This window comes from Crossiella sp. NPDC003009 (assembly GCF_053591555.1).
The window spans coordinates 43462-66955 of the sequence record NZ_JBSFUA010000020.1 but is presented as its reverse complement, the minus strand read 5'-3'; the positions used below and the strand labels follow the sequence as shown (position 1 = coordinate 66955).

Here is a 23494-nt window from a genome sequence, read left to right as displayed (position 1 = left end):
ACAAAGTGCAAGTAGGCTGTGTGGCATGCCGAGGGACACGCTGACCGCGGACCAGATCGTCAAGGCCGCCATCGAGCTGCTGGACGAGGAGGGCCTGGACGGCCTCAACATGCGCACGCTGGGTCAGCGGCTGAACTCCGCGGCCACCGCCGTGTACTGGCACATCAAGACCAAGGACGACCTGGTCCGGCTGGCGGGCGACGCGATCTGGGCCGAGGTCGAGCTGCCCGACCTGGCCAGCACCGACTGGCGCGGCGCGGCCACCGCGATGGCCACCAGCCTGCACGCCATGCTCACCCGGCACCCGTGGCTGAGCCAGGCCTTCGGCAGCCACCTGCTCTACGGACCGGGCAAGGCTCGCCACGACGACCACTGCCTGGCCGTCTACGAGCTGGCCGGCTTCGACCCGGTCGAGGCGGACCAGGCCGCGGCCACGGTGCTGATCTTCGTGCTGGGCAGCTCGCTGAGCACCGCCGCGCAGGTCTCGCTGACCCGGCGGCTCAGCCGCGGCGGCAAGGACCCCGAGGCCGCGATCGGCGAGACGGTGGCCAAGGCCCGCGAGATCGGCAGGGAGTTCCCCCGGCTGCGCGGGCGGATGGACAGCCACTCGGCCAGCGCCGAGGGCTATGCCGCGGCCCCGGAGCGCACCTTCGAGTTCGGCCTGGCCGCCATCCTGGACGGCTTCGCCGCACAGCTCGCCGCCAGGTCTCAGTGACCCCTGGCCAGCACCTGCAACCGGTGGTAGGCGCCGTTGAAGGTGTTCTGGTCCAACGGTTTGCTGGTGTACTGCCAGAACGTGTAGAACGGCCAGGCGTGCGGCAGCGGCCCGACCGAGCTGGCGTAGCGGGCCACCCACAGCGGGTTGGTGCCGCTGAGGTTGAGCCGGTTTCCGGTACAGGTGGCCCACCAGCTGGTGCTGGTGTAGACGGTGGGCCAGCGGCCGGTGCGGCGGTGGTAGGTGTCGCTGAAGTCCTTGATCCAGCGGGACATCGCGTCCTGGCTCAGCCCGTAGCAGCTCTGGCCGTACGGGTTGTACTCGATGTCCAGCGCGCCGGGCAGGGTGTGCCCGTCGCGGCTCCAGCCGCCGCCGTTGTCGACGAAGTAGTTCGCCTGGGCGGCGCCGCTGGAGCGGTCCGGCAGGGCGAAGTGGTAGGCGCCGCGGATCATGCCGACCCCGCGGGAGCCGTCGTACTGGCCGCGGTAGTAGGGGTTGCGGAAGCCGGTGCCCTCGGTGGCCTTGACGTAGACGAACCGCTTGCCCTGCCGCCACCAGTGCCCCCAGTCCACCTCCCGCTGGTGGCCGCTGACGTCCATCCCGGCCACCGAGGCCTCCAGGGACACTTCGACCCTGGGCTGGTCCTCGGCGACGCCTTCGTGCAAGCGGATCTGTGAGCCCATCGGCGTGTCACCGTCCACTGCGGACTGTGCCGTCGCCGGTGCCGGCGCGAGCAGGGCGGCCAGCGCCGTCGCGAGGACGGCCAGGCAGTGACGTGCGGACATAGTGGCCTCCCGTTCGGCGAATCCTGTCCCTGCCGCAGATAGCCAGCGGTGACGAGTTCACGCCTCACCGGCGCGGAGTTCATCCGAATCAGCGTCACCTGCTCGGTGGGTCTGGATCGGCCGTGACCGGGAATCCGTGGATCAGCTTGGCAGACAAGGGGGTTCCGGCGATGGCTGTGCGTTACGAGGGAGAGCGGCACCACTGGGGGCTGCTGACCACGCTGGCCCTGGGCGTGGTGCTGGTCGTGCTGGCGATGGTGGTGGGGGCCTTCGGAGTGTTGCACCCGGTGGCCACAGTGGACGGTGTCGCGGAGGGTGAGCTGCTGCGCGGCGGAGAGCTGCACGACCGGGTGGTCACCTTCACCCCGCGTAATCCGAGCGCGGTGCGTGAGATGGAGGTCCTGGTGGACGGCCAGCCGGTGTCCGCGCGCCTGGGCGAGGGCTCGGTGTCGGTGCTGCTGCGCGGGCTCACCCACGGTGAGCACGAGGTCACCGCCCGGCTGCCCGGCCTGCTCTTCGGCGCGGCGGTGACCCGCAAGTTCACCGTGGACGAGCGCGCCCCGGTGCTGGCCGTGGACCGCCCGTCCCGGCCGGACGAGCAGGGCAGGGTAACCCTGCGTGGCACCGCGCGGGAGGCCGACCAGCTGCTGGTGCACGGGTCCAGGGTCCCGCTGCCCGCCGACGGCTCCTTCAGCGTCACCCTGGACCGTCCACCTGGGACGATCGAGGTGACCGCGGCCGACCAGGCCGGCCACGTCACCGTGGAGCGGGTGCGCACCGCCACCCATCCCGGGATGCGCGCGGTGCACCTGACCGCGCACGCCTGGACCGCCCCCGGCCTGCGCGAACCCGTGCTGGACCTGCTGCGGGCCAAGCGGATCGACACCGTGCAGCTGGACATCAAGGACGAGAGCGGCCTGGTCGGCTACGCCACCGAGGTCGCCACGGCCAAGCGGATCGGCGCGGTCCGCGGCGGCTACGACGCCCGCGCCGCCCTGCGCCAGCTGCACGAACTGGGCGCCAGGGTGGTCGGCCGCCTGGTCGCCTTCCGCGACCCGATCCTGGGCGCGGCCGCCTGGCGCGCCGGCCACCACGAGCAGCTGGTGCAGCGCGCCGACGGCGGCCCGTGGACCGGCGGCTACGGCCCCTACGCCTTCACCAACCCGGCCCACCCCGAGGTCCGCCGCTACAACATCGAGCTGGCCGCCGAGGCCGCCGGACTGGGCTTCGACGACATCCTCTTCGACTACGTCCGCCGCCCCGACGGCCCGCTGAAGGGAATGCGCTTCCCCGGCGCCCCCGGCGACCCCACCAGCCACGTCACCAGCTTCGTGGCCGAGGCCGCCAGTGCGATCCGGGCCAAGGGCGGCGCGATCGGGGTGTCGGTGTTCGGCATCGCCGCCCGCCACCCGGAGCAGGTGGCCCAGGACATCCCGGCAATGGCCAAGCACGTCGACTACGTCGCGCCGATGGTCTACCCCTCGCACTGGGGCCGGGGCGAGTACGGCGTGAGCCACCCGGAGGCCGAGCCCTACGAGATCGTCAAGCGGTCGGTGGCCGACTTCCGGAGCGTGCTGGAAGGGTCGGCGGCGACCGTGATCCCGTGGTTGCAAGACTTCTCGCTGAAGGTGAAGTACGGACCGGGGGAGGTGCGGGCGCAGATCAGCGGGGCCAAGGACGCGGGGGCCGGGTCGTTCCTGCTGTGGAACGCCGGGTGCCGGTACCAGGCGGAGGGGCTCGGGTAACGAAGCCGGAGCCGTCCGCGACGAGGAGGTGCACAGTCCGTCCAGGGGAGGAACGGCGAGTGAGCCGCCGCCGGCGTCGCTCGGTGTCGGTGACGCCGGGGGCGGAGAGTCCGGCCGGGGTGGTGGAGTCGGTGGACGGGCGGGCGGTGCTGGCCGAGTCGAACTGGCGGGTGGTGTCGGTGACCAGCGCGGGCCTGGCCACGGCGCTGACCACTACGGACGGCACCTGGACCGCGACGGTGACGGGGTCGCCTGCGAGCGGTGATCGGCCACTTGGGCACAGATCCGGGCCCGAGCGGGCGGAGTTGGCCAACTGGCCCGTCCGCTCGGGTTGACTCGGTGGCATGCGGCGGATAGCGATCATCGGGGCCGGTCAGGCCGGGCTGGTGCTCGGGCTGGGGTTGTTGCGGCACGGCTACCCGGTGACAGTGGTCGCCGAGCGGTCCGCCGAGCAGGTCAGGGCCGGGCGGCTGATCTCCAACCAGGCGGTCTTCGGCCCCGCACTGGCCAGGGAGCGGGAGCTGGGCATCAACCTGTGGGATGACCGGGTGACGCCGGTCGCCTCGGTGTCCTTCACCGCCGAGGGTATGTCCTGGCGAGCCCCGCTGGACGTGCTCGCGCAGTCGGTGGACCAGCGGGTGAAGGTCTCGGACTGGATGGGCGAGTTCGTCCGGCGTGGCGGGGACCTGCGGCTGCACCGGGTCACCCCGGAAGACCTGGAGGGCTACGCGCGGGAGTTCGAGCTGGTGCTGGTCGCGGCCGGCCGGGGCGAGCAGTTCGACCGGCTTTTCCCGCGGGACAACGAGCTTTCGCGGTACCGGGAGCCGCAGCGTGCCATCGGCGTGCTGTACGTGCGCACCGAGCAGCCGCCGCCGGGACTGGTCTTTGCGCTCGGGCCGCACGGGGAGTTCTTCGGCCTGCCGGTGCTCTCGGTCAACGGGCCGGTCTTCGGCTTCGGGTTCTTCGCCCGGCCCGGCGGGCCGCTGGACCGCTGGTCCGGCATCGCCGACGTGTCCGCGCACCTGACGCGAGCCCGCGAGCTGGTCAAGGCGCATTTCCCTTGGCAGCAAGAACTCCTGGCCGAGGTCGAACCCGCCGGGCCACTGGACATGCTGCACGGCCGGATCACCCCGGTGGTCCGGCACCCGGTCGGCCGGCTGCCCTCCGGCGCGCTGGTGCTGGCCATGGGCGACACCGCGGTCACCAACGACCCGGTCGCCGGGCAGGGCGCGAACATGGCCGCGCACGCCGCCCGCGCCTACGAGGAAGCCATTGTCGCGCAAGGCGAACGGCCGTTCGACGCGGAGTTCATGCACCGCGCCTTCGCTGGGTACTGGGCGCGGGCGCGGCACGCCACCCGGTTCACCAACGACCTGCTCGAACCACCGCCCCCACACGTGATGTCCACTTTGGACACCGCCCAGCGGGTGCCCGAGGTGGCACACCGCTTCGCCCAGCTGTTCGCCAACCCGGAGGACTACACCGGCTGGCTCAGCGACGAGACCGCCGCCATGGCCTACCTCGCATCGGTCAGCTAGATGGACAGCGTGCTGGTCACGAACGCGCCCGACCGGGCGGGCCAGCCACAGCTCCTCCACGGTCAGCGCACGGTCGTTGGGGGTGTGGATCAGCCCGTCGACACCCGCGCCGAGCAGCCAGCGGGTGTCCTCGCACCGGGACACGTGCGCCAGGGCGAGCACGCCGCGCTGGTGCGCGCGCCGGATGATGGCCTGGCCCTGCGCGGGCGTGATGGTCGGCCAGGGATCGGCGGACTCCATCGGGTCGACCACGAACTTGATGTAGTCCGAGCCCTCGGCCAGCCGGTCGTCGACGTGCTGCTCCGGCGACATGCCCGGTCGCAGCCAGGGAAAGTCCGTCGGCAGGTTCATCTGCGAGCCGTGGCCGCCGGGCACGGTGATCATGGTGCCCGCGGTCCACAGATCGGCCGCCCTGGTGGGCGCGCAGGACTGCCGGGCGGCCTTGTAGTCACCCAGGTCGGCACGCATGGCGAGGATGTTGAACATGTCCAGCTCGGTGGTGACACCGAAGCGCGGCGAGTCCGAGCGCGGGATGCCCTGGTCGTGGATGTGCGCGTCGATCAGCCCCGGCAGCAGCGTCCGGCCCCGCCAGTGCCGCCGGGCGTGCAGAACCTGACCGTGCCCCACGCCCGCCGTCACGCCATCGGCAACGCCCTGCTCCGGATCGTGGCCAGGGACGGGCTCGACGGCGTCCGCCGGTGGGCACCGAGGCCGGGACCTCGCTGGGCCTGGTGCAGCGGCAGTTCGCGGGCAAGGACGAGCTGATGCTCTTCGCGCTCAAGCAGACCGGCGCGGCCACCGCCGAGCGGATCCGGCGGATCCCGTTCCGCGCCCCGGTGCTGAGCACGCTGCGCCGCATCGCCGACGAGCTGCTGCCCCTGGACGAGCAGCGGGTCATCGAGGCACGCGTCTACTTCGACTTCGCGGCCAAGGCGATGACCAACCCCGGCTTCGCCGAGCTCGTCGCTGCTCAGGACCAGGAGTTCCAGGCCACCTTGCTGGCCAGCTTCCGGGCCGCCGAGGAGGCCGGGGTGATCCCGCCCGGCCGCGACCACGCCGCGCTGGCCCGGATGTTCAGCTCGGTGCTCGACGGCGTCAGCCTCGCCCTGCTCGCCCGCCCCCCCCCGGGGCACCCCGCCCGATGCCGTCGTCGCTGGACTGGACACCGCCCTCGCCCTGATCAGCGCCTAGCGACCGGCCAGCAGCGCCTCGGCCAGCGCGGTGCGCGCGCTCAGCACACCCTTGCCCGCCCGGTGACTGGCCACCAAACCCGCGCCACGCAAGGCGTTCAGGTGCTGGGACACCGCGCCGGCGGACATCCCGGTGCGCCGGGCCAGTTCGGTGGTCGAGGTCGGCGCGGACATCTCGGCCAGCAGACGGGCTCGCGAGCGCCCGAGCACCGCGCCCAAGGTCTCCGCGGTGTCCGCCGGGGTCTCCCACAGCGCGGCCACCCCGCGCGCCGGATAGGCCAGTTGCGGGGCCTCGCCCGCGGAGATGCTCAGCACCGAGGGCCAGGCGAAGGCCGAGGGCACCAGCACCAGACCCGGACCGTCGGAGACGTTCGGGGCCCGGCAGTGGCTGTTGGCCACGGTCAGCGCCGAACCGTCCCAGCGCACCGACTCGTGCAGGTCGTTGAGCAGCGCGCCGATGCCCTGTTCGGCCAGCAGCCGCGCGCCGCGAAAGACCTCCCGGTCCAGCAGCGCCCGGATCCGCGGCCAGTCCGCCGCCAGCGCGTGCGCCCAGTACGCGGTGACCTCCTCGGCCAGCCTGGCCAGCCCGGCGGCCGGATCCCGGTGCAGGGCTTCGATTTCCGGGCTGGCCGGGATGCCGGAGAGGTCCAGGTGCTCGCGCACCACGGCGGCCGGGGTGGCTCGCAGCGCGGTCAGCTCGGCGGCCAGGTCCGGGGCCTGCGGGGGCGGGGTGAGGAAGTCCGGGATGTAGTGCGGCGCGGACGGAACCAGCTGCCACAGCAGCGAGTCCGGTGGCGGGGGAGCGGTCCTGGCGAGCCAGGGGGCGTGCAGCACCCGGCCCTCGCCGCCGCGCAGCACCCGCAGGCTGGCCACGACCTCCCACAGGCAGGACACGGACAGTCGCACCCTGGCCACACCCTGTGCGGCAAAACCGATCGCGACCACGACCCACCCTCGTTTTAGCTGGAGCGAAAACGATAGGCGGATGCCGATGTGTCGGACAAGCTGGTGTGGTGAGCCGAACCCACCACGCCGCCGAGTTCCGGCGGCTGCACGAACGCCGCCCGCTGCTGCTGCCCAACGCCTGGGACCCGGCCAGCGCGCGGGTCATCGAGGCCGCCGGCGCCGCGGCCATCGCCACCACCAGCGCCGGGGTGTCCTGGGCGCACGGCCGCCCGGACGGCCAGAGCCTGGACCGGGCCGGCATGATCGAGGCCATCCGCCGCATTCTGGCCGTGGTGGCGGTGCCGGTCACCGCCGACGCCGAGGGCGGCTACGACGACCTCGCCGGCACCGTGGCCGAGCTGGCCGAGCTGGGCGTGGCCGGGGTCAACATCGAGGACTCCGCCGACGGCGCGCTGCTCGACCGGGAGGCCGCCGCGGAGCGGATCCGCTTGGCGCGCAAGGCGAACAGCGAGCTCGTGGTCAACGCCCGCACCGATGTCTACCTGCTCGGCGGCAGCGGCCCGGACGCCCTCGCGGAGGCGATCGCCAGGGGCAACGCCGCCTTCGCCGCGGGCGCGGACTGCGCGTTCGTGCCCGGCGTGATCGACGAGCCGACCATCGCCGCGCTGGTCAAGGGCCTGCACGGGCCGCTGAACATCATGGCCATGCCCGGCGCGCCCGAGGTGGCCCGGCTCGGCGAGCTGGGCGTGGCCAGGGTCAGCGTCGGCTCGGCGATCACCCAGGCCGCGCTGGCCGCCACCGAGCGGGCGGCCAGGGAGCTGCTCGAATCCGGCAGCTACGGCGCGCTCGCCGACGGACTGCCCTTCGGCGTGGCCAACGGCCTGTTCAGTCCGCGCTGACCGCCAGCCCGCGCAGCAGCGGCAGGTAGATCTCATCCACCATCGAGGCGATCGTCTCCGCGGGGACGGTCCCGCCGCAGACCAGCATGTCGGCCCGGAACAGGTCGATGGGCAGCCGCAGCACCCTCGGCGTCAGCTCCACCGGCGCCAGCTCGCCGCGCTCGGCCGCGTTGCGCACGATCGTGGTCATCGTCTCCGCCAGCGGCGAGCTGTTCAGCCGCTGGCGGAGCAGCGCGGTGACCTCGGGGTGCCGGAAGGTCTCGCCCATCACCCCGGCGATCATCTCGCTCATCATCTCGGCCCGGCGCGCGATCAGCGTGAAGAGCTCCAGCAGGTCCGTGCGCAGCGCGCCGGTGTCGGGGGCCTCGTGCGGGGTGCGGACCGGGTTCTGCCGGTGCGAGGCGGCCAGTACCAGCTCCGCCCGGCTCGACCAGCGGCGGTAGATCACCGGTTTGCTGGTCTGCGCCCTGGCGGCGACCGCCTCGATGGTCAGCCTGCTGTAGCCGACCTCGTTCAGCTCGGCCCATGCCGCGTCCAGGATCGCCTGTTCCAGCTGCTCACCGCGGCGTCGTGACTTCGGCGCACTCACGCTGCCCCTTAAGTACGTTGCGTTTCTTAGCCGGGAAGTCTACGTTGACTTGGTAAGATACGGAACGTTTCTTCTGTGGGGTATTCGGTGCTGAACCGACTGTTACGTACCTATCTTCGGCCGTACAAGCGAGAGCTGGCGGCGGTGCTCGTGCTGCAACTCATCGGCACGATCGCCTCGCTGTACCTGCCCAGCCTGAACGCCGACATCATCGACCACGGCATCGCCACCGGCGACACCGGCTACATCCTGCGCAGCGGCGGCTGGATGCTGACCGTCACCGTCGTGCAGATCCTCTGCTCGATCGGCGCGGTCTACTTCGGCGCCCGCTGCGCCATGTCCCTCGGCCGCGACCTGCGCGCGGCGGTCTTCCACCAGGTGGGCAAGTTCTCCGCCCGGGAAGTGAACACCTTCGGCGCGCCGTCCCTGATCACCCGCAGCACCAACGACGTGCAGCAGGTGCAGCTGATCGTGGTGCTGGTCTGCACCATGCTGGTGGCCGCGCCGATCATGTGCGTCGGCGGCATCGTGATGGCCCTGCGCGAGGACCTCGGGCTGTCCTGGCTGCTGCTGGTGTGCGTGCCGGTGCTGGCCATCGCGATCGGCCTGATCGTGGTGCGCACGGTGCCGCTGTTCCGGGTCATGCAGGAGCGCATCGACCAGGTCAACCGGGTGCTGCGGGAACAGCTCACCGGTGTCCGGGTGGTGCGCGCCTTCGTGCGGGAACCCAGTGAGACCAAGCGGTTCGCGGTGGCCAACGCCGACCTGACCGACACCGTGCTGCGGGTGGGCCGGTTGCAGGCGCTGCTGTTCCCGGTGCTGATGCTGATCCTCAACGTCTCCAGCGTGGCGGTGCTGTGGTTCGGCGCGGCCAGGGTGGACGCGGCGCAGATGCAGATCGGCGCGCTGACCGCGTTCCTGAACTACCTGTTGCAGATCCTGATGTCGGTGATGATGGCCAGCTTCATCGCCACCATGATCCCGCGCGCCGCGGTCTGCGCCGAGCGGATCAAGGAGGTGCTGGACACCGAGCCCTCGGTGCGGCCACCGCTGACCCCGGTGCGCGACCCCGGCTGGCGCGGCGAACTGGAGTTCCGCGCGGTCGAGTTCCGCTACCCCGGAGCCGCGGAACCGGTGCTGCACAACGTGTCCTTCCACGCTCGCGCCGGGCAGACCACCGCGATCATCGGCAGCACCGGCGCCGGCAAGACCACCCTGCTCACCCTGATCCCGCGCCTGGTGGACGTGACCGAGGGCAGCGTGCTGGTGGACGGGACCGATGTGCGCGAGCTCGAACCGGACACCCTGTGGAACCGGATCGGCCTTGTCCCGCAACGGCCCTACCTGTTCACCGGCACGGTGGCCAGCAACCTGCGCTACGGCAACCCCGAGGCCACCGACGAGGAACTGTGGCAGGCACTGGAGGTCGCCCAGGCCAAGGACTTCGTCGCCGACATGCCCGGCGGCCTGGACGCCCCGATCGCCCAGGGCGGCACCAACGTCTCCGGCGGCCAGCGCCAGCGGCTGTCCATCGCCCGCGCCCTGGTCCGCAAACCGGAGATCTACCTCTTCGACGACTCCTTCTCCGCGCTGGACCTGACCACCGACGCCCGGCTGCGCGCCGCGCTGCGCCCGCACACCAGGCAGGCCGCGGTGCTGGTGGTGGCCCAGCGAGTGTCCACCATCCTGGACGCCGACCAGATCATCGTGCTGGACAACGGATCCATCGTCGGCAGGGGCACCCACACCGAACTGCTGGCCGACTGCCCGACCTACCGGGAGATCGTCCAGTCCCAGCTGACCCCGGAGCAGGCCGCATGAGCACCACGACCACCTCATCCCGGCCGCCCGCGCAGGGACCGATGGGACGGCCGATGCCCGGCATGGGCCCGCCGATGGGCAAGGCCAAGACCTTCAAGCCCTCGGCCAAACGACTCTTCGGGCGGATGCGGCCGGAGCGGTTCCGGCTGTGGCTGGTGCTCGCCCTCGGCGTGATCAGCGTCGCCTTCTCCGTGGCCGGGCCGAAGATCCTCGGCCAGGCCACCGACATCATCTTCAACGGCGTGCTGGCCCGGCTGCGCGGGGATGTCGGCGCGCACATCGACTTCGGCGCGCTGGCCGTGGTGCTGGCCTGGGTGCTCGGGCTGTACCTGGTGGCCTCGCTGTTCGGCTACTTGATGGGCTTGCTGCTCAACCGGGTAGTGCAGCGGGTGGTGTACCGGCTGCGCGAGGACGTCGAGGCCAAGCTGCACCGGTTGCCGTTGCGCTACTTCGACAACCAGCCGCGCGGCGAGCTGCTCTCCAGGGTCACCAACGACATCGACAACATCTCCACCACCCTGCAGCAGACGCTGAACCAGTCACTGATCTCGCTGCTGACCGTGGTCGGCGTGCTGGTGATGATGCTGACCATCTCGCCGCTGCTGGCGGTGATCGCGCTGCTGGTCATCCCGATCTCGATGCTGATCACCACCCGGATCGGCAAGCGCTCGCAGAAGCTGTTCGTCGCGCAGTGGAAGGAAACGGGCGCGCTGAACGCGCATATCGAGGAGGCGTTCACCGGGCACCAGCTGGTGAAGGTCTTCGGCCGCCAGCGCGAGTCCGAGGCGGAGTTCGCCCAGCGCAACGAGAAGCTGTTCGGTTCGGCGCTGGGCGCGCAGTTCGTCTCCGGGCTGATCATGCCCGCGATGATGTTCCTGTCCAACCTCAGCTACGTGCTCATCGCCGTGGTCGGCGGCCTGCGCATCACCAGCGGCGCGATGACCCTCGGCGAGGTGCAGGCGTTCTTGCAGTACTCGCGCCAGTTCACCCAGCCGCTGACCCAGGTCGCCTCCATGGCCAACCTGATGCAGTCCGGCGTCGCCTCGGCCGAACGCGTCTTCGAGCTGCTCGACGCCGAGGAGCAGAGCCCCGACCCAGCCGACGCCCCACTGCCGGCCCGGCGTCAGGGCCGGGTCGTCTTCGAGCGCGTCAGCTTCGCCTACCAACCGGACCGCCCACTGATCGAGGACCTGTCCCTGGTCGCACAGCCGGGGCAGACGGTCGCCATCGTCGGCCCCACCGGCGCGGGCAAGACCACCCTGGTCAACCTGATCATGCGCTTCTACGAGCTGGACGCCGGCCGGATCACCCTGGACGGCGTGGACATCGCCGGCCTGCGCCGGGAGGACCTGCGCGGCCAGATCGGCATGGTGCTGCAGGACACCTGGCTCTTCGGCGGCACCATCCGGGAGAACATCGCCTACGGCAGGCCGGAGGCCACCGAGGCGGAGATCCAGGCCGCGGCCAAGGCGGCGTTCGTGGACCACTTCGTGCGCACGCTGCCCGAGGGCTACGACACGGTGATCGACGAGGAGGGCGGCAACGTCAGCGCCGGTGAGAAGCAGCTGCTCACCATCGCGCGGGCGTTCCTGGCGGATCCGTCCCTGCTGATCCTGGATGAGGCGACCAGTTCCGTCGACACCCGCACCGAGTCCTTGGTGCAGCACGCGATGGCCAACCTGCGGGGCGGCCGGACCAGTTTCGTGATCGCGCACCGGTTGTCCACCATCCGGGACGCGGACCTGATCCTGGTGATGGAGGCAGGCCGGATCGTGGAACAGGGCAACCACGAGGAGCTCCTGGCCGCCCAAGGCGCGTACCACCGCCTGTACTCCGCCCAGTTCACCCCGGCCGGCTGACCGAGTGGGGCGGCCACCGCCGCCCCACTCACCCCGCCCCCTTGATCGACGACCGCTTGACCGACTCACCCCGCCCCTGGCTATGATTCGCTCAAACGATCAAACGAACATGGGCGGTAAGCCGGTATGCGAGAGCCGGGCGAGGCCAGACGCCAGCGAATCCTGGCCGCCGTGCAGGCCCGCGGCGCGGTCCGGGTCAGCGACCTGGCCGCCGAGCTGGACGTCTCGGTGGTCACCGCCCGCCGCGACGTGGAAGAACTCGCCAGACTCGGTGCCCTGCGCCGAGGCCACGGCGTCGCCCGCTCCCTGACCAGCCGCGAACCAGCCCCGGCCCCCACCCTCCCCGAAGGCGGCGCGATCGCCCTGGTCGTCCCAGAGCGTCACGCCTACCTGCACGAGACCATGCACGGCGCCCGCACGGCTTTGGAGGCCGCGGGCCAACGAGTGGTCCTGCACATCGCACCCCAGCCCCCCGGCGCGGAACACCCCATCGTGGAACGCCTGCTCACCCAGGACATCCGAGGACTGCTCATCGCCCCCCGCTGGCGCACCACCCAAGCGGAACTCGCCGACGCCTGGCTCGCCGAGGTTAAGGTCCCCCTGGTGCTGATGGAACGCAGGCCATGGCCGGGCAGCAGGCTGCACGCACTGGACTCGGTGTGCTCGGATCATTGGTACGGGATGCACTTGGCGGTGGAACACCTGGTGTCGCTGGGCCACCGGCGGATCGTGCTGGCGGCTCGGGATGACAGCCCGACCGCGCGGGCGTTGCGGGCGGCGTTCGCAGAGATCGCGTCCTATCGGGCGGAGATCGAGGACTGGACGGTGCTGCTCAGCGCGGCGGACGCCGGGCCGGGGCCGGAGGGCGGGGCTGGGGGCGCGGTGCCGGGTGGCGGGGGAGTGGCGGGTGTCGCCGGGCCGGATGGGGTGGCCGCTTCGCAGATGTCCGTCGCGCCGGACCCGGCGGCTTGGCCGGAGGCCACCGTCGAGCCGGGCGGGGCGGTTTGGCCGCGGACCGGCACTGGGCCAGGTGGGACGGCCTGGCCGCACACTGTCGCCGAGCCGGGCGCGGTGGCTTGGCCACAGACCGCCATCGGGCCGGGTGTGGTGACCTCGCCGCAGGCCGCCGGTGGTCCGGGGACGGGAACCTGGCCACAGATCTCGGCCGAGCCGAGCGCAGCATCCGCGCCGCAGCCCGTCACCGAGTCGGGCGTGGCAGCCTTGTCGCAAGCCGCCGCCGCGTCAGGTGCGGCAGTTTCGCCGCAGACCGGCACCGTGCCGAGAGCGGCAGCCGCGCCGTGGACCGCCGCCATGCCGGACGCGGCGACCCCGCCGCAGACCGTCGCCGAGCCGGGCGCGGCGGCCTCCCCGCACGCCGCCACCGATCCGGGTGCGGCTGCACCGCCACACGTCACCGCCGCGCCGGGTGCGGCGGCCCCGCCGCACGCCACCGCCGCGCCGAGCCCCGCCACCGCCCCGCCCGCCACTGCCGCGCCCCGCGCAACCGACCGCCCCTTCGCAAACCGCAGGCCAACCGCCCCCACCCGCCCGGGATCCGTCACCGCCTCCATCCCCGCCGGCTCCCGCGCCACCCCGCCCAGCGAGCTCGCCGCGATCCTGCGCGCTCGTGGCACCACCGCCGTCATCCTGCACGGCGATGTCGACGCCCTCATCCTCGTCCAGCAGCTCGCCGACGCGGGTATCCGCGTTCCGCAGGACTGCTCCGTGGTCGCCTACGACGACGTCGTCGCCGCCCTGGGCAGTCCGCCGCTGACCGCGGTCGCCCCGCCCAAGGCCGAGGTGGGCCGGGTGGCCGCCGAGCTGCTGCTCACCCGGCTGGCCAGTGCCGGGCCTTGGCGGACGCGGCGGGTTGAGTTGTTGCCGGACCTCATGGTGCGGAGATCGACCCGACGTATTTGATCGTTTGAGCGTTTGTGGGAAATTTGATCGTTCTCTTGACCTGAATCGCTCAGGCGATCAGGATTCGGTGTCTCGACCACTGCAGTGGAGGCGCCGATGCCTGCTCGCCTGAGCCGTCGTTCGTTGCTTGCCGCGGCTGCCGCGCTTCCGGTGCTCGGCGCCTGCGGGCCGGACACCACTCGGAGCAGACCGGGGCCCGGCGGGCCGACTCGGATCACCTTCTGGTCCCCGCTGCGCGGTAGCCGCCAGGTGGTGGAGGCGTTCAACAAGTCGCAGAACCGGATCTTCGTGGACTTCCAGCAGGTGCCCTCCGGCGGGCAGGGCGGGTACGCCAAGCTCAGCAACGCCGCCCGCGCGGGCAACCCGCCCGATGTGGCCACCATCGAGTACCCGCAGCTGCCCGGGTTCGCCATCGACGGGGTGCTGCGCGACATCACCGACCTGGTCAGCGATCGCCTGCGCGCCAAGCTGTTGCCGCAGGCGCTCGGGCTGACCACCTTCGAGAACCGGGTGTTCTCGGTGCCGCTGGACGTCGAACCCATGGTGCTGCACTACCGCACCGACCTGTTCGCCCAGCACAACCTGTCCGTGCCACGCACCTGGACCGAGTTCGCCGACCTGGCCAAGGTGGTCCGTGGCCTGCCCGGCGACCGGCGGCTGGCGCTGTTCCCCACCGACGGCGGCACGCAGTTCGCCGCGTTCTCCTGGCAGGCGGGCGCCCAGTGGTTCAGCACCACCGGCGGCAGCTGGCAGGTCTCCCTCACCGACGCCCCCAGCCGCCGGGTCGCCGAGTACTGGCAGCGGCTCATCGACGACCAGCTCGTCCACACCAACGCCGCGGACAGCAAGCACGCCGACGCCCAGATCGGCCAGGGCCGGTTGCTCACCCGGCTCAGCGGGGCCTGGGAGGCCGGGGCGCAGAAGAACGCGCGGCCTGGGCAGAAGGGGCAGTGGCGGATCGCGCCGATGCCGCAGTGGGACGACGCGGCCAAGGAGTCGGTGTCCACGCACGGCGGGTCCACCTTCGCGATCACCAAGGCAAGCGCTTTCCCGGAAGCCGCGATGGAGTTCATCGAGTGGCAGGTCTCGCACCCGGACTCCTTTCGCGCCAGGCTTTCCAGCGGCACCAGCAGCATGTACCCGGCCGCGCCCGCGCTGGTGCCGGTCGGCAGCGCCGCCTTCGACCTGCCCTACTACGGCGGCCAGGACATCTACCGCCTCTTCGACGAGGAGGCCCGCAAGATCCGCGACGGCTGGATCTGGGGACCGCGGATGACCGCCACGCTCAAGGTCATGCAGGACGGCTTCGCCCGCGCGGGCGGCGGCCAGGGCACCCTGCTGGACGCGGTGCGGGACGCGCAGAACGGCACCATGCCGGACCTGCTCGCGCTCGGCCTCTCCGCCACCGAGGTGAGCCGGTGAAAGCGCACCGCCTGGCCTGCGCGCTGCTCATGGCCCCGTTCTTCGTGCTGTTCACCGTGGTGTTCCTGATCCCGGTCGGCACCGCGGTGTGGCTGAGCTTCTTCAGTGACGACCAGCCCGGCCTCGGCTTCGGCCCGGAGTCCACCGTGTTCATCGGCCTGCGCGCCTACGCGGCCGTGCTCACCGACCCGACCTTCCTGAACAGCCTGCTCACCGTCGCGCTCTACTGCCTGATCTACATCCCGGTACTGGTGGTCGGCGCGCTCGGCCTGGCCCTGCTGCTGGACTCCGGCGCGGCCCGGCTGCGCGCCTCGGCGCAGCTCGCGCTGTACCTGCCGCACGCGGTGCCCGGCATCATCGCCGCGATCATCTGGCTCTACCTCTACACCCCAGGCCTGAGCCCGGTGATCGACCTGCTCGGCCAGGCCGACATCACCATCGACTTCCTCGGCGTGCACACCGTGCTGCCGTCCATGGTGAACATCGCGCTGTGGAGCAACCTCGGCTACAACATGGTGATCTTCTACGCCGCGCTGCAGGCCGTGCCGCGCGAGGTGGTGGAGGCCGCCGTGGTCGACGGCGCCGGGCCGATCCGCACCGCGCTGCGGGTGAAGACCCCGCTGGTGCGCTCCTCGATCGTGATGGTCTCGATGTTCACCCTGATCTGGGCGTTGCAGCTGTTCACCGAACCGGTGCTGCTCAGCCAGTCCACGCCGATGATCAACTCGCGGTTCTCGCCGAGCATGTACATCTACGACGCGGCCTTCACCCGCAACAACTACAGCCTGGCCGCGGCGGCCTCGGTGGTCCTGCTGCTGGCCACCGTCGCGCTCTCCTACGGCATCACCCGCTGGAGCAACCGCACCGCCAAGACCGGGGAGGCCGCATGAGCGCCAACGACCTGCCTGCCGCGCTGCGGCCCGGGCTGCTGGGCCGGTTCGCGGTCAACACCCTGGTCGGGGTGTCCGTGCTCTACGCGCTGCTGCCGGTGCTGTGGCTGCTGCTGGCCGCCACCAAGGACCGGGACGCGCTGTTCAACAGCGATGTGCTGTCCCTGACCAACTTCTCCTTCTGGCAGAACCTGACCGAGATCTTCGCCGAGGACAACGGGCTGTTCGGCCGCTGGTACCTCAACAGCCTGCTCTACGCCGGCATCGGGGCCGCGATCAGCGCGATGGTGAGCATCGCCTGCGGCTACGCCTTCGACAAATATGTGTTCCGGCACAAGGAGAAGCTCTTCGGCCTGGTGCTGGCCGCGGTGATGGTGCCGCAGACCGTGCTGGCCCTGCCGCTGTACCTGATGGCCTCGGCCGCCGGACTGGTCAACACCTTCTGGGCGGTGTTCATCCCGGTGCTGTTCAACCCCTTCGGCGTCTATCTCGGCCGGATCTTCAGCCAGGGCTACGTGCCGGGCGAGGTGCTGGAGGCCGCGCGGATCGACGGCGCAGGCGAGCTGACCATGTTCTTCCGGGTGGCCCTGCGCATGCTCGGACCCGGGCTGGTCACCGTGTTCCTGTTCCAGCTCACCGCGATCTGGAATAACTTCTTCCTGCCCATGGTGATGCTCTCGGACCAGAAGCTCTACCCGGTCAGCCTCGGCCTCTACGCCTGGAACAGCGCGGCCACGGTTTCTCCGGAATACTACCCGCTCGTGATCATGGGTTCTCTGCTCGCGGTGCTGCCGCTCATCGTCGCCTTCCTGCTGCTGCAACGCTTCTGGCGATCCGGCCTGACGGCGGGAGCGGTCAAGTGAACCGTCCGCGCGCCGCCTTCGCCATGTCGAAGGAGGCCGCCGAGGCGGTGCTGCGCCCGGCAGCGCTGGCCGCCTTCGCCCAGGTCTGCGATCCGGTCCCCGGTGTGCTGCACGAGTTCACCGGCGAGTCGCTGGCCGAGGTGGAGGTGCTGGTCACCGGCTGGGGCTGCCCGGAGCTGACCGAACAGGTGCTGGCCACCGCGCCTCGGCTGCGCGCGGTGGTGCACACCGCGGGCACCGTGCGCGGGCACGTCACGCAGGCGGTGTGGGACAAGGGTATCGAGGTGTCCTCGGCCGCGGCGGCCAACGCGCTGCCGGTGGCCGAGTACACCGTGGCGATGATCCTGTTGAGCGGCAAGAAAGTCCTCGAGCGCGCCCGCGAGTACCGGGCCAGTATCGGGCAGCCCGGCCAGTGGCTGGACACCCCGCACGCGGTGGGCAACTACCGCCGCACGGTGGGCATCCTGTCCGCCTCGCTGATCGGCCGCCGGGTGCTGGAACTGTTGCGGCCCTACGACTTCCGGCTGTTGCTGCACGATCCCTACGTCTCCGGCACCGAGGCGGCCGAGCTCGGGGCTGAGCCGGTCGGCCTGGCCGAGCTGTTCACCCGCGCGGACGTGGTCAGCGTGCACACCCCACTGCTACCGGCCACCGTGGGCCTGGTCAGCCGGGAGCTGATCAACTTGATGGCGCAGGACGCCACGCTGATCAACACCGCCCGCGGCGCGGTGGTGGACCAGGACGCGCTGGCCGAGGCGGCACTGGCCGGGCGGGTCAGGGCGGTGCTGGACGTCACCGATCCGGAGCCGCTGCCCGGCTCGCATCCGTTGTGGCGCAGTGAGAACGTGCTGATCAGCCCGCACCTGGCCGGGTCCCAGGGCAACGAGTGGGAACGGCTGGCCGAGCACGCCGTGGCCGAGATCGCCCGCTGGAGCTCGGGCGCGGGTTTCGCCCATCCGGTACGACGCGAAAGGCTGGACCGCCTGGCATGAGACTGCCCGAGGAGGACCGGAACCTCAGTCCGCACACCGGTTTCACCCGTGATCACTGGGTGGCCGCGGCCGACGGGCTGCTCACCGCGGCTTGGCGCTGGGCCACTCCGCGCGGGGCGCTGCTCGACCTGCCCGGCAGGCCCTCGGGCAGCGGCGTGCGCTCCGACGGCCTGGAGGGCTACGCCCGCACCTTCCTGGCCGCCGCGTTCCGGGTGGCTGGACAGGATGGCGCGGACCCGCATGGCTGGCTCGGCCGCTACGCCGAGGGCCTGGCCGCCGGCACCGCCACCCCCGGCCGGGTGGATGCCGAGTCCTGGCCGGTGATCCGCGACCACGACGTGCAGGGCCAGCCCATGGTCGAGTCCGCCTCGGTGGCCCTGAGCCTGCGACTGACCCGCCGGTGGCTGTGGGACAACCTGGACCCGGCGGTCCAGGACCGGGCGGCGGACTGGTTGCACGACTCGCTCACCCACGTGCCCGCGCCCAACAACTGGTACTTCTTCCCCTACGCCGTAGCGGGGTTCCTGGAGTCGGTCGGCCGCGCCGACGAGCACACCCGGCGCGCCCGCGACCGGGCGCTGGAGCTGCTGGAGACCTGGTACCGCGGCCAGGGCTGGTACGCCGACGGCGACGGCCGCGCCTTCGACCACTACAACGGCTGGGCCCTGCACCTGTACCCGGTCCTGGACCAGCACCTGGCAGGCGAGGGCGAGACCGTGCACGGCGCGCGGCTGCGCGAGCACCTGGACGGCTTCTCCCTGCTGTTCGCCAGGAACGGCGCGCCGATCCACTTCGGACGGTCGCTGTCCTACCGCTTCGCCGCCGCGACCGCGGTCGGGCTCGGCGCGCTCACCGGCCACACCCCGTTGCGTCCAGGGGTGTCCCGGCGGCTGATGAGCGGTTCGCTGCGCTACTTCCTCGACCGCGGCGCGCTGACCGAGGACGGCCTGCTCAGCCTCGGCTGGCACGGTCCGCACGAGCCCACCCTCCAGCACTACTCCGGCCCGTCATCCCCTTACTGGGCCTCAAAAGCCTTCGTCTGCCTGCTCGCGCCGCCGGATCATCCACTGTGGACGGAGGTGGAGCAGCCCGCGCCCAGCGAGGGACCGGACCGGGTGGTCGCGCTGCCGGGTCCCGGGCTGCTGGTGCAGAGCACGCGGGCCGACGGCCTGGTGCGGCTGCACAACCACGGCAGCGACCACGTGCGGCCGCACGAGCCCGAGTCGGCGGCGCAGGACGATCCGCACTACGGCAGGCTCGCCTACTCCACGCACACCGGCCCCACCGCGAAGACCAACCTGGCGGACAACCACTTCAGCGTGCTGGTCGGCGGGGTGCGCAGCGTCCGGCGGCGCATCCGCCCGCTGGGCACCGGGGGAGGGGGCGACTGGGGCTGGGCGGCGTCCTGGCACCGGCCGGTGTTCCCGGCCGGGCCGCCGATGGTGCCCGGGTTGCGGGTGGAGAGCCTCACCGTGGTCCAAGGGCAGCTTGAACTGCGGGTGCACCGGGTGGTCGGAGCGCCGCACGGGGCCGAGGTGCAGCTGACCGGGTGGGCCACCGGGGCGGACTCCGAGGTGCGCGCCTGCCTCCGTGGACTGCACGGCTGGTCTGCGACCGAGGCGGTGCGGGCCCCGCTGGGCACGGCCTACACCCGGTTCGCGGAGGTGCCCCGACTGGTCGGCGCGGCCGGTGGCACCACGCTGCACGTGGCGCTGGCGACGCTGAGCGGTACGCCGGAGGAGCCGCTGCCGGTCGTCGAGGTCACGGTGGCCGGGGACCGGATCGAGCTGGTGTGGGGCGAGCCGGGCTCCCGGATCTGGATCGAGCTGGGCGCGCCGGTGCTCAGCGGCGAGCCCGCGCAACCGCGGTTGGCCGTTGCTGACCGTTGCTGACCGCCGCGCTCAGCCGGGATCGAGGATCCGCTGGAGGAAGCGCCGGGTGCGCTCCTCCCGCGGATCACCGATCACCTGGGCGCTGGGTCCGCGCTCGACGATCACGCCGCCGTCCAGGAACAGGACCTGGTCGGCCACCTGCTCGGCGAAGCGGATCTCGTGCGTGACGACCACCATCGTCCAGCCGTCCGCGGCCAGGTCCTTGATCACCGCCAGCACCTCGCCGACCAGTTCCGGGTCCAGCGCCGAGGTCGGCTCGTCGAAGAGCACCACCTTCGGCTTGAGCGCCAGGGCCCGCGCGATGCCGACCCGCTGCTGCTGCCCGCCGGAGAGCTGGAACGGGTAGGCATCGGCGCGGTCACCCAGACCCACCTGGTCCAGCAACACCTTCGCCTCCGCCACGGCCTCCTCGCGCGGACGCCGCTGCGCGACCACCGGACCCTCAATGACGTTCTGCAGGACCGTGCGGTGCGGGAACAGGTTGTGCGCCTGGAACACCATCCCGCTCTGCCCGCGCAGCCTGCCGCCCTCCTTGCGCCCGGCCTTGCCCTTGGGCAACCTCGCGAAGTCGACCTCCACCTCGTCGATGCGAACCAGACCACGTTCGGGGGTCTCCAGCGCGTTGAGCGAGCGCAGCAGGGTGGTCTTGCCCGACCCGGACGGTCCCAACAGGACAGTGGAGGTGCCGCGCGCGGACTCGAAGTCGATATCGCGCAGGACCTCGTTGTCCCCGAAGGACTTCGCCAGCCCGCGCACCTGGATGCGGATGTCAGTCATGCGGCCACATACCTGTTCAGTCGGATCTCCAGTCGTTTCTGCGCGGCGGAGAGCCCGACGCAGATCAGCCAGTAGTACAGCCCGGCGAAGGAGTACAGGGCGAGGAACTCGTTGCTCTCGGCCGCGGCGAGCTGGGACTGGCGGAACAGCTCGGTGAGCAGCACCACCGAGCCCAGCGAGGTGTCCTTGACCAGGGAGAGCAGGGTGTTGGACAGCGGCGGCACCGCGGTCCTGGCCGCCTGCGGCAGCACGATCCGGCGCAGGGTCAGGGAATAGCCGAGGCCGATGGTGGCCGCCGCCTCGAACTGACCCTTGGGCACCGACAGGATCGCCGAGCGGATAACCTCCGCGGCGTACCCGGCCACGTTGAGGCTGAAGGCGATCACCGCCGCGGTGAACGGCGGGAACTTCAGTCCGAGCTGTGGCAGCCCGTAGAAGACGATGAACAGCTGCAACAGCAGCGGAGTGCCCCGGATGATCGAGATGAACGCCCTGGCCAGCCCGGCCAGCACCCGGTAGGGTGAGATCCGGGCCAGCGCGACCAGCAGCGCGAGCACCAGCCCGATGGCGAAGCTCAACGCGGTCAACGGAATCGTCACCTTGACCAGCCCGGCGAACATCGGCCACGCGGTGCTCGCCACCACTTCCCAGGTGCTGCGGTGCCCACGCCCTTGGGAGAGGTCGGCGCTGCCGCCGTCGGGCACCGAGACGTCGGCCTTGAAGTACTTCCGCGAGATGCCGCCGAGGGTGCCGTCGGCCTTGAGCGCGGCGATCGCCTGGTCCGCCTGGGCGAGCAGCGACTGCTCGTCCTTGCGGAAGGTCAGCACCTGCTCGCTGGTCTTGTCCCCGGCCTTCCCGGCGATCTCCACCGCGGTGGAGCCGGTGCTGGCCAGGTAGTCGAGCACGGCGATGTTGTCGTTGACGATCGCGTCCACCCGGCCCTGCGCCAGCAGCGCCGCCGCCTGCGCGAACCCTTCCACCGCCTCGACCTTCGCGCCGGCCTCCCGGGCCACCTTGGCCCAGTTGCTGGTGCTGGACTGCGCGGTGGTCCGGCCCTTCAGGTCGGCCAGCGTCGTGATGCTGGAGTCGCCGGTGCGGCGGACGATCACCCCGTGGGAGAAGGCGTAGGTGGCCGAGAGCCCGTACTTGGCCTTGCGCTCCTCGTTGGCCGAGACCTGGTTGGCGATCAGGTCGATCCGCCGCGCGTCCAGCGCCGGGAAGATCGCGTCCCACTGGGTCTCCACGAACTCCAGCCGCCAGCCCGCCTTGTCCGCGATGGCCTTGACCACCTCGATGTCGTAGCCGGTGAGCTGCTGCGAGCGCGGATCGTGGAAGGAGAACGGCGGATAGGTCCCCTCGGTGCCCACCCGGACCACCGGCTGCGCGGTCGCCGCGCTGGCCGGCACGGCCGTGACGATCAGCAACAGCAGGAACAGCACCGTGCCCCTGAGCACGTGTCGCATCAGCGACTCCCTCGACTTCGGCAGGCGCCAGGAAACCGGCGCCGTGGCGGGAGACTAATGCGATCCGGGACGCGGTGCTCGGTGATCCACTATGCGGGACGGCGGGCTAGGCCGAGGCGCGGCGAACCAGCTCGGTGGGCAGGATCAGCGAGGTCGGTTCCTCGCCGTTCATCAGCCTGATCAGCATCCTGGTCATCTCCCGGCCCAGCGCCTCGATCGGCTGGCGCACCGTGGTCAGCGCCGGTTGGGTGTGCTGGGCGGTGACGATGTCGTTGAACCCCACCACCGCCACGTCCTCGGGCACCCGGCGGCCGTGCTCGCGCAACACGGTCAGCGCGCCCGCGGCCATGTCGTCGGAGGCGACGAACACCGCGTCCAGGTCCGGGTGCTCGGTCAGCAGCGCGGCCATCGCGGTGGCGCCGCCTGCCTCGGTGAAGTCGCCGTGGGCCAACCGGTCGGCCGGTAGTCCGGCCAGGGCGAGGGCCTCGCGGAAGCCGAGGTGGCGGGCCTGGGCGGCCTGCTGGTCGGTGCCCGCGGTGATGGTGGCGATCCTGGTGCGGCCAAGGGAGATCAGGTGTTCGGCGGCCAGCCGGGCGCCGCCGCGGTTGTCCGCGTCCACGTAGAACCGGGGGGTGTGGCCCAGTGGCCGGCCGCCGAAGACCACCGGCAGGCCGCTGTCGGCGGCCAGCTTGGTCAGCGGGTCCCGCTCGCGCAGGGCGAGCAGCAGCACGCCGTCGGCGGCGCGGGAGGCCAGCACGCGGCCGAAGCGGTCCTGGCCGCGCTGGGAGGCGGCCAGGACCAGCAGCAGTTGCAGGTCGGTCTCCTCGATCACCGCGTTCACACCGGTGATCACCTCGGCGAAGAACAGGTTCGCGAACAGGGCGGGGTCCTCGCTGGAGATGGCCAGCACCACCGCGCCCCGCCGCCGCGCCGCCAGCGAGCGGGCCGCGGTGTTGGGCACGTAGCCGAGCTCCTCGACCGCCCGTTCGACCGCCTGCCGCGCCCGCTGGCTGACGTGCTGGGCGTTGTTCAGCACCCGGGACACCGTGCCGGTGGACACGCCCGCGCGCTGGGCCACCTCGTCAAGGGTGGGTGGCCGACCGATCATGGTCCTGAGCCTATCAAGCTGGTGATAACGGAAGCGATGACAGCAGGGTTGCACACCTTCCAACTGCGGTGACGCCGTGGCTGGAGCCGGTGGGCAGGTATCAAATTGGAAGCGCTTACA

Annotated in this window: 19 protein-coding genes and 1 pseudogene; 14 read left to right on the top strand and 6 right to left on the bottom strand. The window is 71.5% G+C overall.

Features of this window, described 5'->3' with window-relative positions; translation table 11 throughout:
• Nucleotides 1–25 precede the first annotated feature (25 nt).
• Nucleotides 26–715, top strand: a complete 690-nt coding sequence (locus tag ACWDY5_RS21815; RefSeq protein WP_449723998.1) for a TetR/AcrR family transcriptional regulator C-terminal domain-containing protein — start codon at nucleotides 26–28, stop codon at nucleotides 713–715.
• Here ACWDY5_RS21815 and ACWDY5_RS21810 read toward each other — a convergent pair.
• Nucleotides 709–1500, bottom strand: a complete 792-nt coding sequence (locus ACWDY5_RS21810; protein WP_449723997.1) for a lysozyme — start codon at nucleotides 1498–1500, stop codon at nucleotides 709–711. The two genes, ACWDY5_RS21815 and ACWDY5_RS21810, sit on opposite strands and share 7 nt — an antisense overlap.
• A 170-nt stretch (nucleotides 1501–1670) precedes the next feature.
• Here ACWDY5_RS21810 and ACWDY5_RS21805 point away from each other — a divergent pair, with 170 nt between their 5' ends.
• The 4 genes and pseudogenes from ACWDY5_RS21805 to ACWDY5_RS21790 form a co-directional block, all read left to right on the top strand.
• Nucleotides 1671–3245 carry a putative glycoside hydrolase gene (locus tag ACWDY5_RS21805; RefSeq protein ID WP_449723996.1) on the top strand — a complete coding sequence of 525 codons (1575 nt, stop codon included), beginning with the start codon at nucleotides 1671–1673 and terminating at the stop codon, nucleotides 3243–3245.
• A 28-nt stretch (nucleotides 3246–3273) separates the two neighbouring features.
• Entirely contained in the window at nucleotides 3274–3510 is a 237-nt protein-coding gene (locus tag ACWDY5_RS21800) for an excalibur calcium-binding domain-containing protein (protein WP_449723995.1), read from the top strand.
• A gap of 79 nt (nucleotides 3511–3589) precedes the next feature.
• Nucleotides 3590–4783 carry a styrene monooxygenase/indole monooxygenase family protein gene (locus ACWDY5_RS21795; protein WP_449723994.1) on the top strand — a complete coding sequence of 398 codons (1194 nt, stop codon included), beginning with the start codon at nucleotides 3590–3592 and terminating at the stop codon, nucleotides 4781–4783.
• 764 nt (nucleotides 4784–5547) lie between these two features.
• Nucleotides 5548–5874, top strand: a pseudogene (locus ACWDY5_RS21790) (TetR family transcriptional regulator C-terminal domain-containing protein); the annotation flags it as partial.
• A 96-nt stretch (nucleotides 5875–5970) separates the two neighbouring features.
• Here ACWDY5_RS21790 and ACWDY5_RS21785 read toward each other — a convergent pair.
• The gene (locus ACWDY5_RS21785; RefSeq protein WP_449723993.1) at nucleotides 5971–6879 is read right to left on the bottom strand and encodes a DUF5937 family protein; all 909 of its coding nucleotides are present in this window, start codon (nucleotides 6877–6879) and stop codon (nucleotides 5971–5973) included.
• 107 nt (nucleotides 6880–6986) lie between these two features.
• Here ACWDY5_RS21785 and ACWDY5_RS21780 point away from each other — a divergent pair, with 107 nt between their 5' ends.
• On the top strand, nucleotides 6987–7778 hold the full coding sequence (locus tag ACWDY5_RS21780) for an isocitrate lyase/PEP mutase family protein (RefSeq protein WP_449723992.1): 792 nt from the start codon (nucleotides 6987–6989) through the stop codon (nucleotides 7776–7778).
• On the opposite strand, the gene ACWDY5_RS21775 is transcribed toward ACWDY5_RS21780, so the two are convergent.
• A complete protein-coding gene (locus tag ACWDY5_RS21775) occupies nucleotides 7765–8367 on the bottom strand; it encodes a TetR/AcrR family transcriptional regulator (protein ID WP_449723991.1) in 603 nt (200 codons plus the stop codon). The genes ACWDY5_RS21780 and ACWDY5_RS21775 overlap by 14 nt on opposite strands.
• Before the next feature lie 87 nt (nucleotides 8368–8454).
• Here ACWDY5_RS21775 and ACWDY5_RS21770 point away from each other — a divergent pair, with 87 nt between their 5' ends.
• From ACWDY5_RS21770 to ACWDY5_RS21735, 8 genes are all read left to right on the top strand, one after another.
• Nucleotides 8455–10188, top strand: a complete 1734-nt coding sequence (locus ACWDY5_RS21770; protein ID WP_449723990.1) for an ABC transporter ATP-binding protein — start codon at nucleotides 8455–8457, stop codon at nucleotides 10186–10188.
• The gene (locus ACWDY5_RS21765) at nucleotides 10185–12047 is read left to right on the top strand and encodes an ABC transporter ATP-binding protein (RefSeq protein ID WP_449723989.1); all 1863 of its coding nucleotides are present in this window, start codon (nucleotides 10185–10187) and stop codon (nucleotides 12045–12047) included. Before ACWDY5_RS21770 ends, ACWDY5_RS21765 begins: the two co-directional genes overlap by 4 nt.
• 126 nt (nucleotides 12048–12173) lie before the next feature.
• On the top strand, nucleotides 12174–13967 hold the full coding sequence (locus tag ACWDY5_RS21760; protein WP_449723988.1) for a substrate-binding domain-containing protein: 1794 nt from the start codon (nucleotides 12174–12176) through the stop codon (nucleotides 13965–13967).
• 96 nt (nucleotides 13968–14063) lie between these two features.
• Nucleotides 14064–15389 carry an ABC transporter substrate-binding protein gene (locus ACWDY5_RS21755; RefSeq protein WP_449723987.1) on the top strand — a complete coding sequence of 442 codons (1326 nt, stop codon included), beginning with the start codon at nucleotides 14064–14066 and terminating at the stop codon, nucleotides 15387–15389.
• A complete protein-coding gene (locus tag ACWDY5_RS21750; protein ID WP_449723986.1) occupies nucleotides 15386–16279 on the top strand; it encodes a carbohydrate ABC transporter permease in 894 nt (297 codons plus the stop codon). The genes ACWDY5_RS21755 and ACWDY5_RS21750 overlap by 4 nt, the downstream gene beginning before the upstream one ends.
• Nucleotides 16276–17142: a carbohydrate ABC transporter permease gene (locus ACWDY5_RS21745; RefSeq protein WP_449723985.1), complete on the top strand. Its 867-nt coding sequence runs from the start codon at nucleotides 16276–16278 to the stop codon at nucleotides 17140–17142. The genes ACWDY5_RS21750 and ACWDY5_RS21745 overlap by 4 nt, the downstream gene beginning before the upstream one ends.
• Complete coding sequence (locus tag ACWDY5_RS21740; protein ID WP_449723984.1) at nucleotides 17139–18134, top strand: hydroxyacid dehydrogenase; 996 nt, start codon at nucleotides 17139–17141, stop codon at nucleotides 18132–18134. Before ACWDY5_RS21745 ends, ACWDY5_RS21740 begins: the two co-directional genes overlap by 4 nt.
• Nucleotides 18131–20026, top strand: coding sequence for a DUF2264 domain-containing protein (locus ACWDY5_RS21735; protein WP_449723983.1), 1896 nt, complete (start codon nucleotides 18131–18133; stop codon nucleotides 20024–20026). The genes ACWDY5_RS21740 and ACWDY5_RS21735 overlap by 4 nt, the downstream gene beginning before the upstream one ends.
• 9 nt (nucleotides 20027–20035) lie before the next feature.
• Here the strand turns inward: ACWDY5_RS21735 and ACWDY5_RS21730 are convergent, their stop codons facing one another.
• The 3 genes from ACWDY5_RS21730 to ACWDY5_RS21720 form a co-directional block, all read right to left on the bottom strand.
• On the bottom strand, nucleotides 20036–20803 hold the full coding sequence (locus tag ACWDY5_RS21730; protein WP_449723982.1) for an amino acid ABC transporter ATP-binding protein: 768 nt from the start codon (nucleotides 20801–20803) through the stop codon (nucleotides 20036–20038).
• Nucleotides 20800–22266, bottom strand: a complete 1467-nt coding sequence (locus ACWDY5_RS21725; protein WP_449723981.1) for an ABC transporter substrate-binding protein/permease — start codon at nucleotides 22264–22266, stop codon at nucleotides 20800–20802. The genes ACWDY5_RS21730 and ACWDY5_RS21725 overlap by 4 nt, the downstream gene beginning before the upstream one ends.
• Nucleotides 22267–22372: 106 nt before the next feature.
• A complete protein-coding gene (locus ACWDY5_RS21720) occupies nucleotides 22373–23374 on the bottom strand; it encodes a LacI family DNA-binding transcriptional regulator (protein ID WP_449723980.1) in 1002 nt (333 codons plus the stop codon).
• Between the last annotated feature and the right edge of the window lie 120 nt (nucleotides 23375–23494).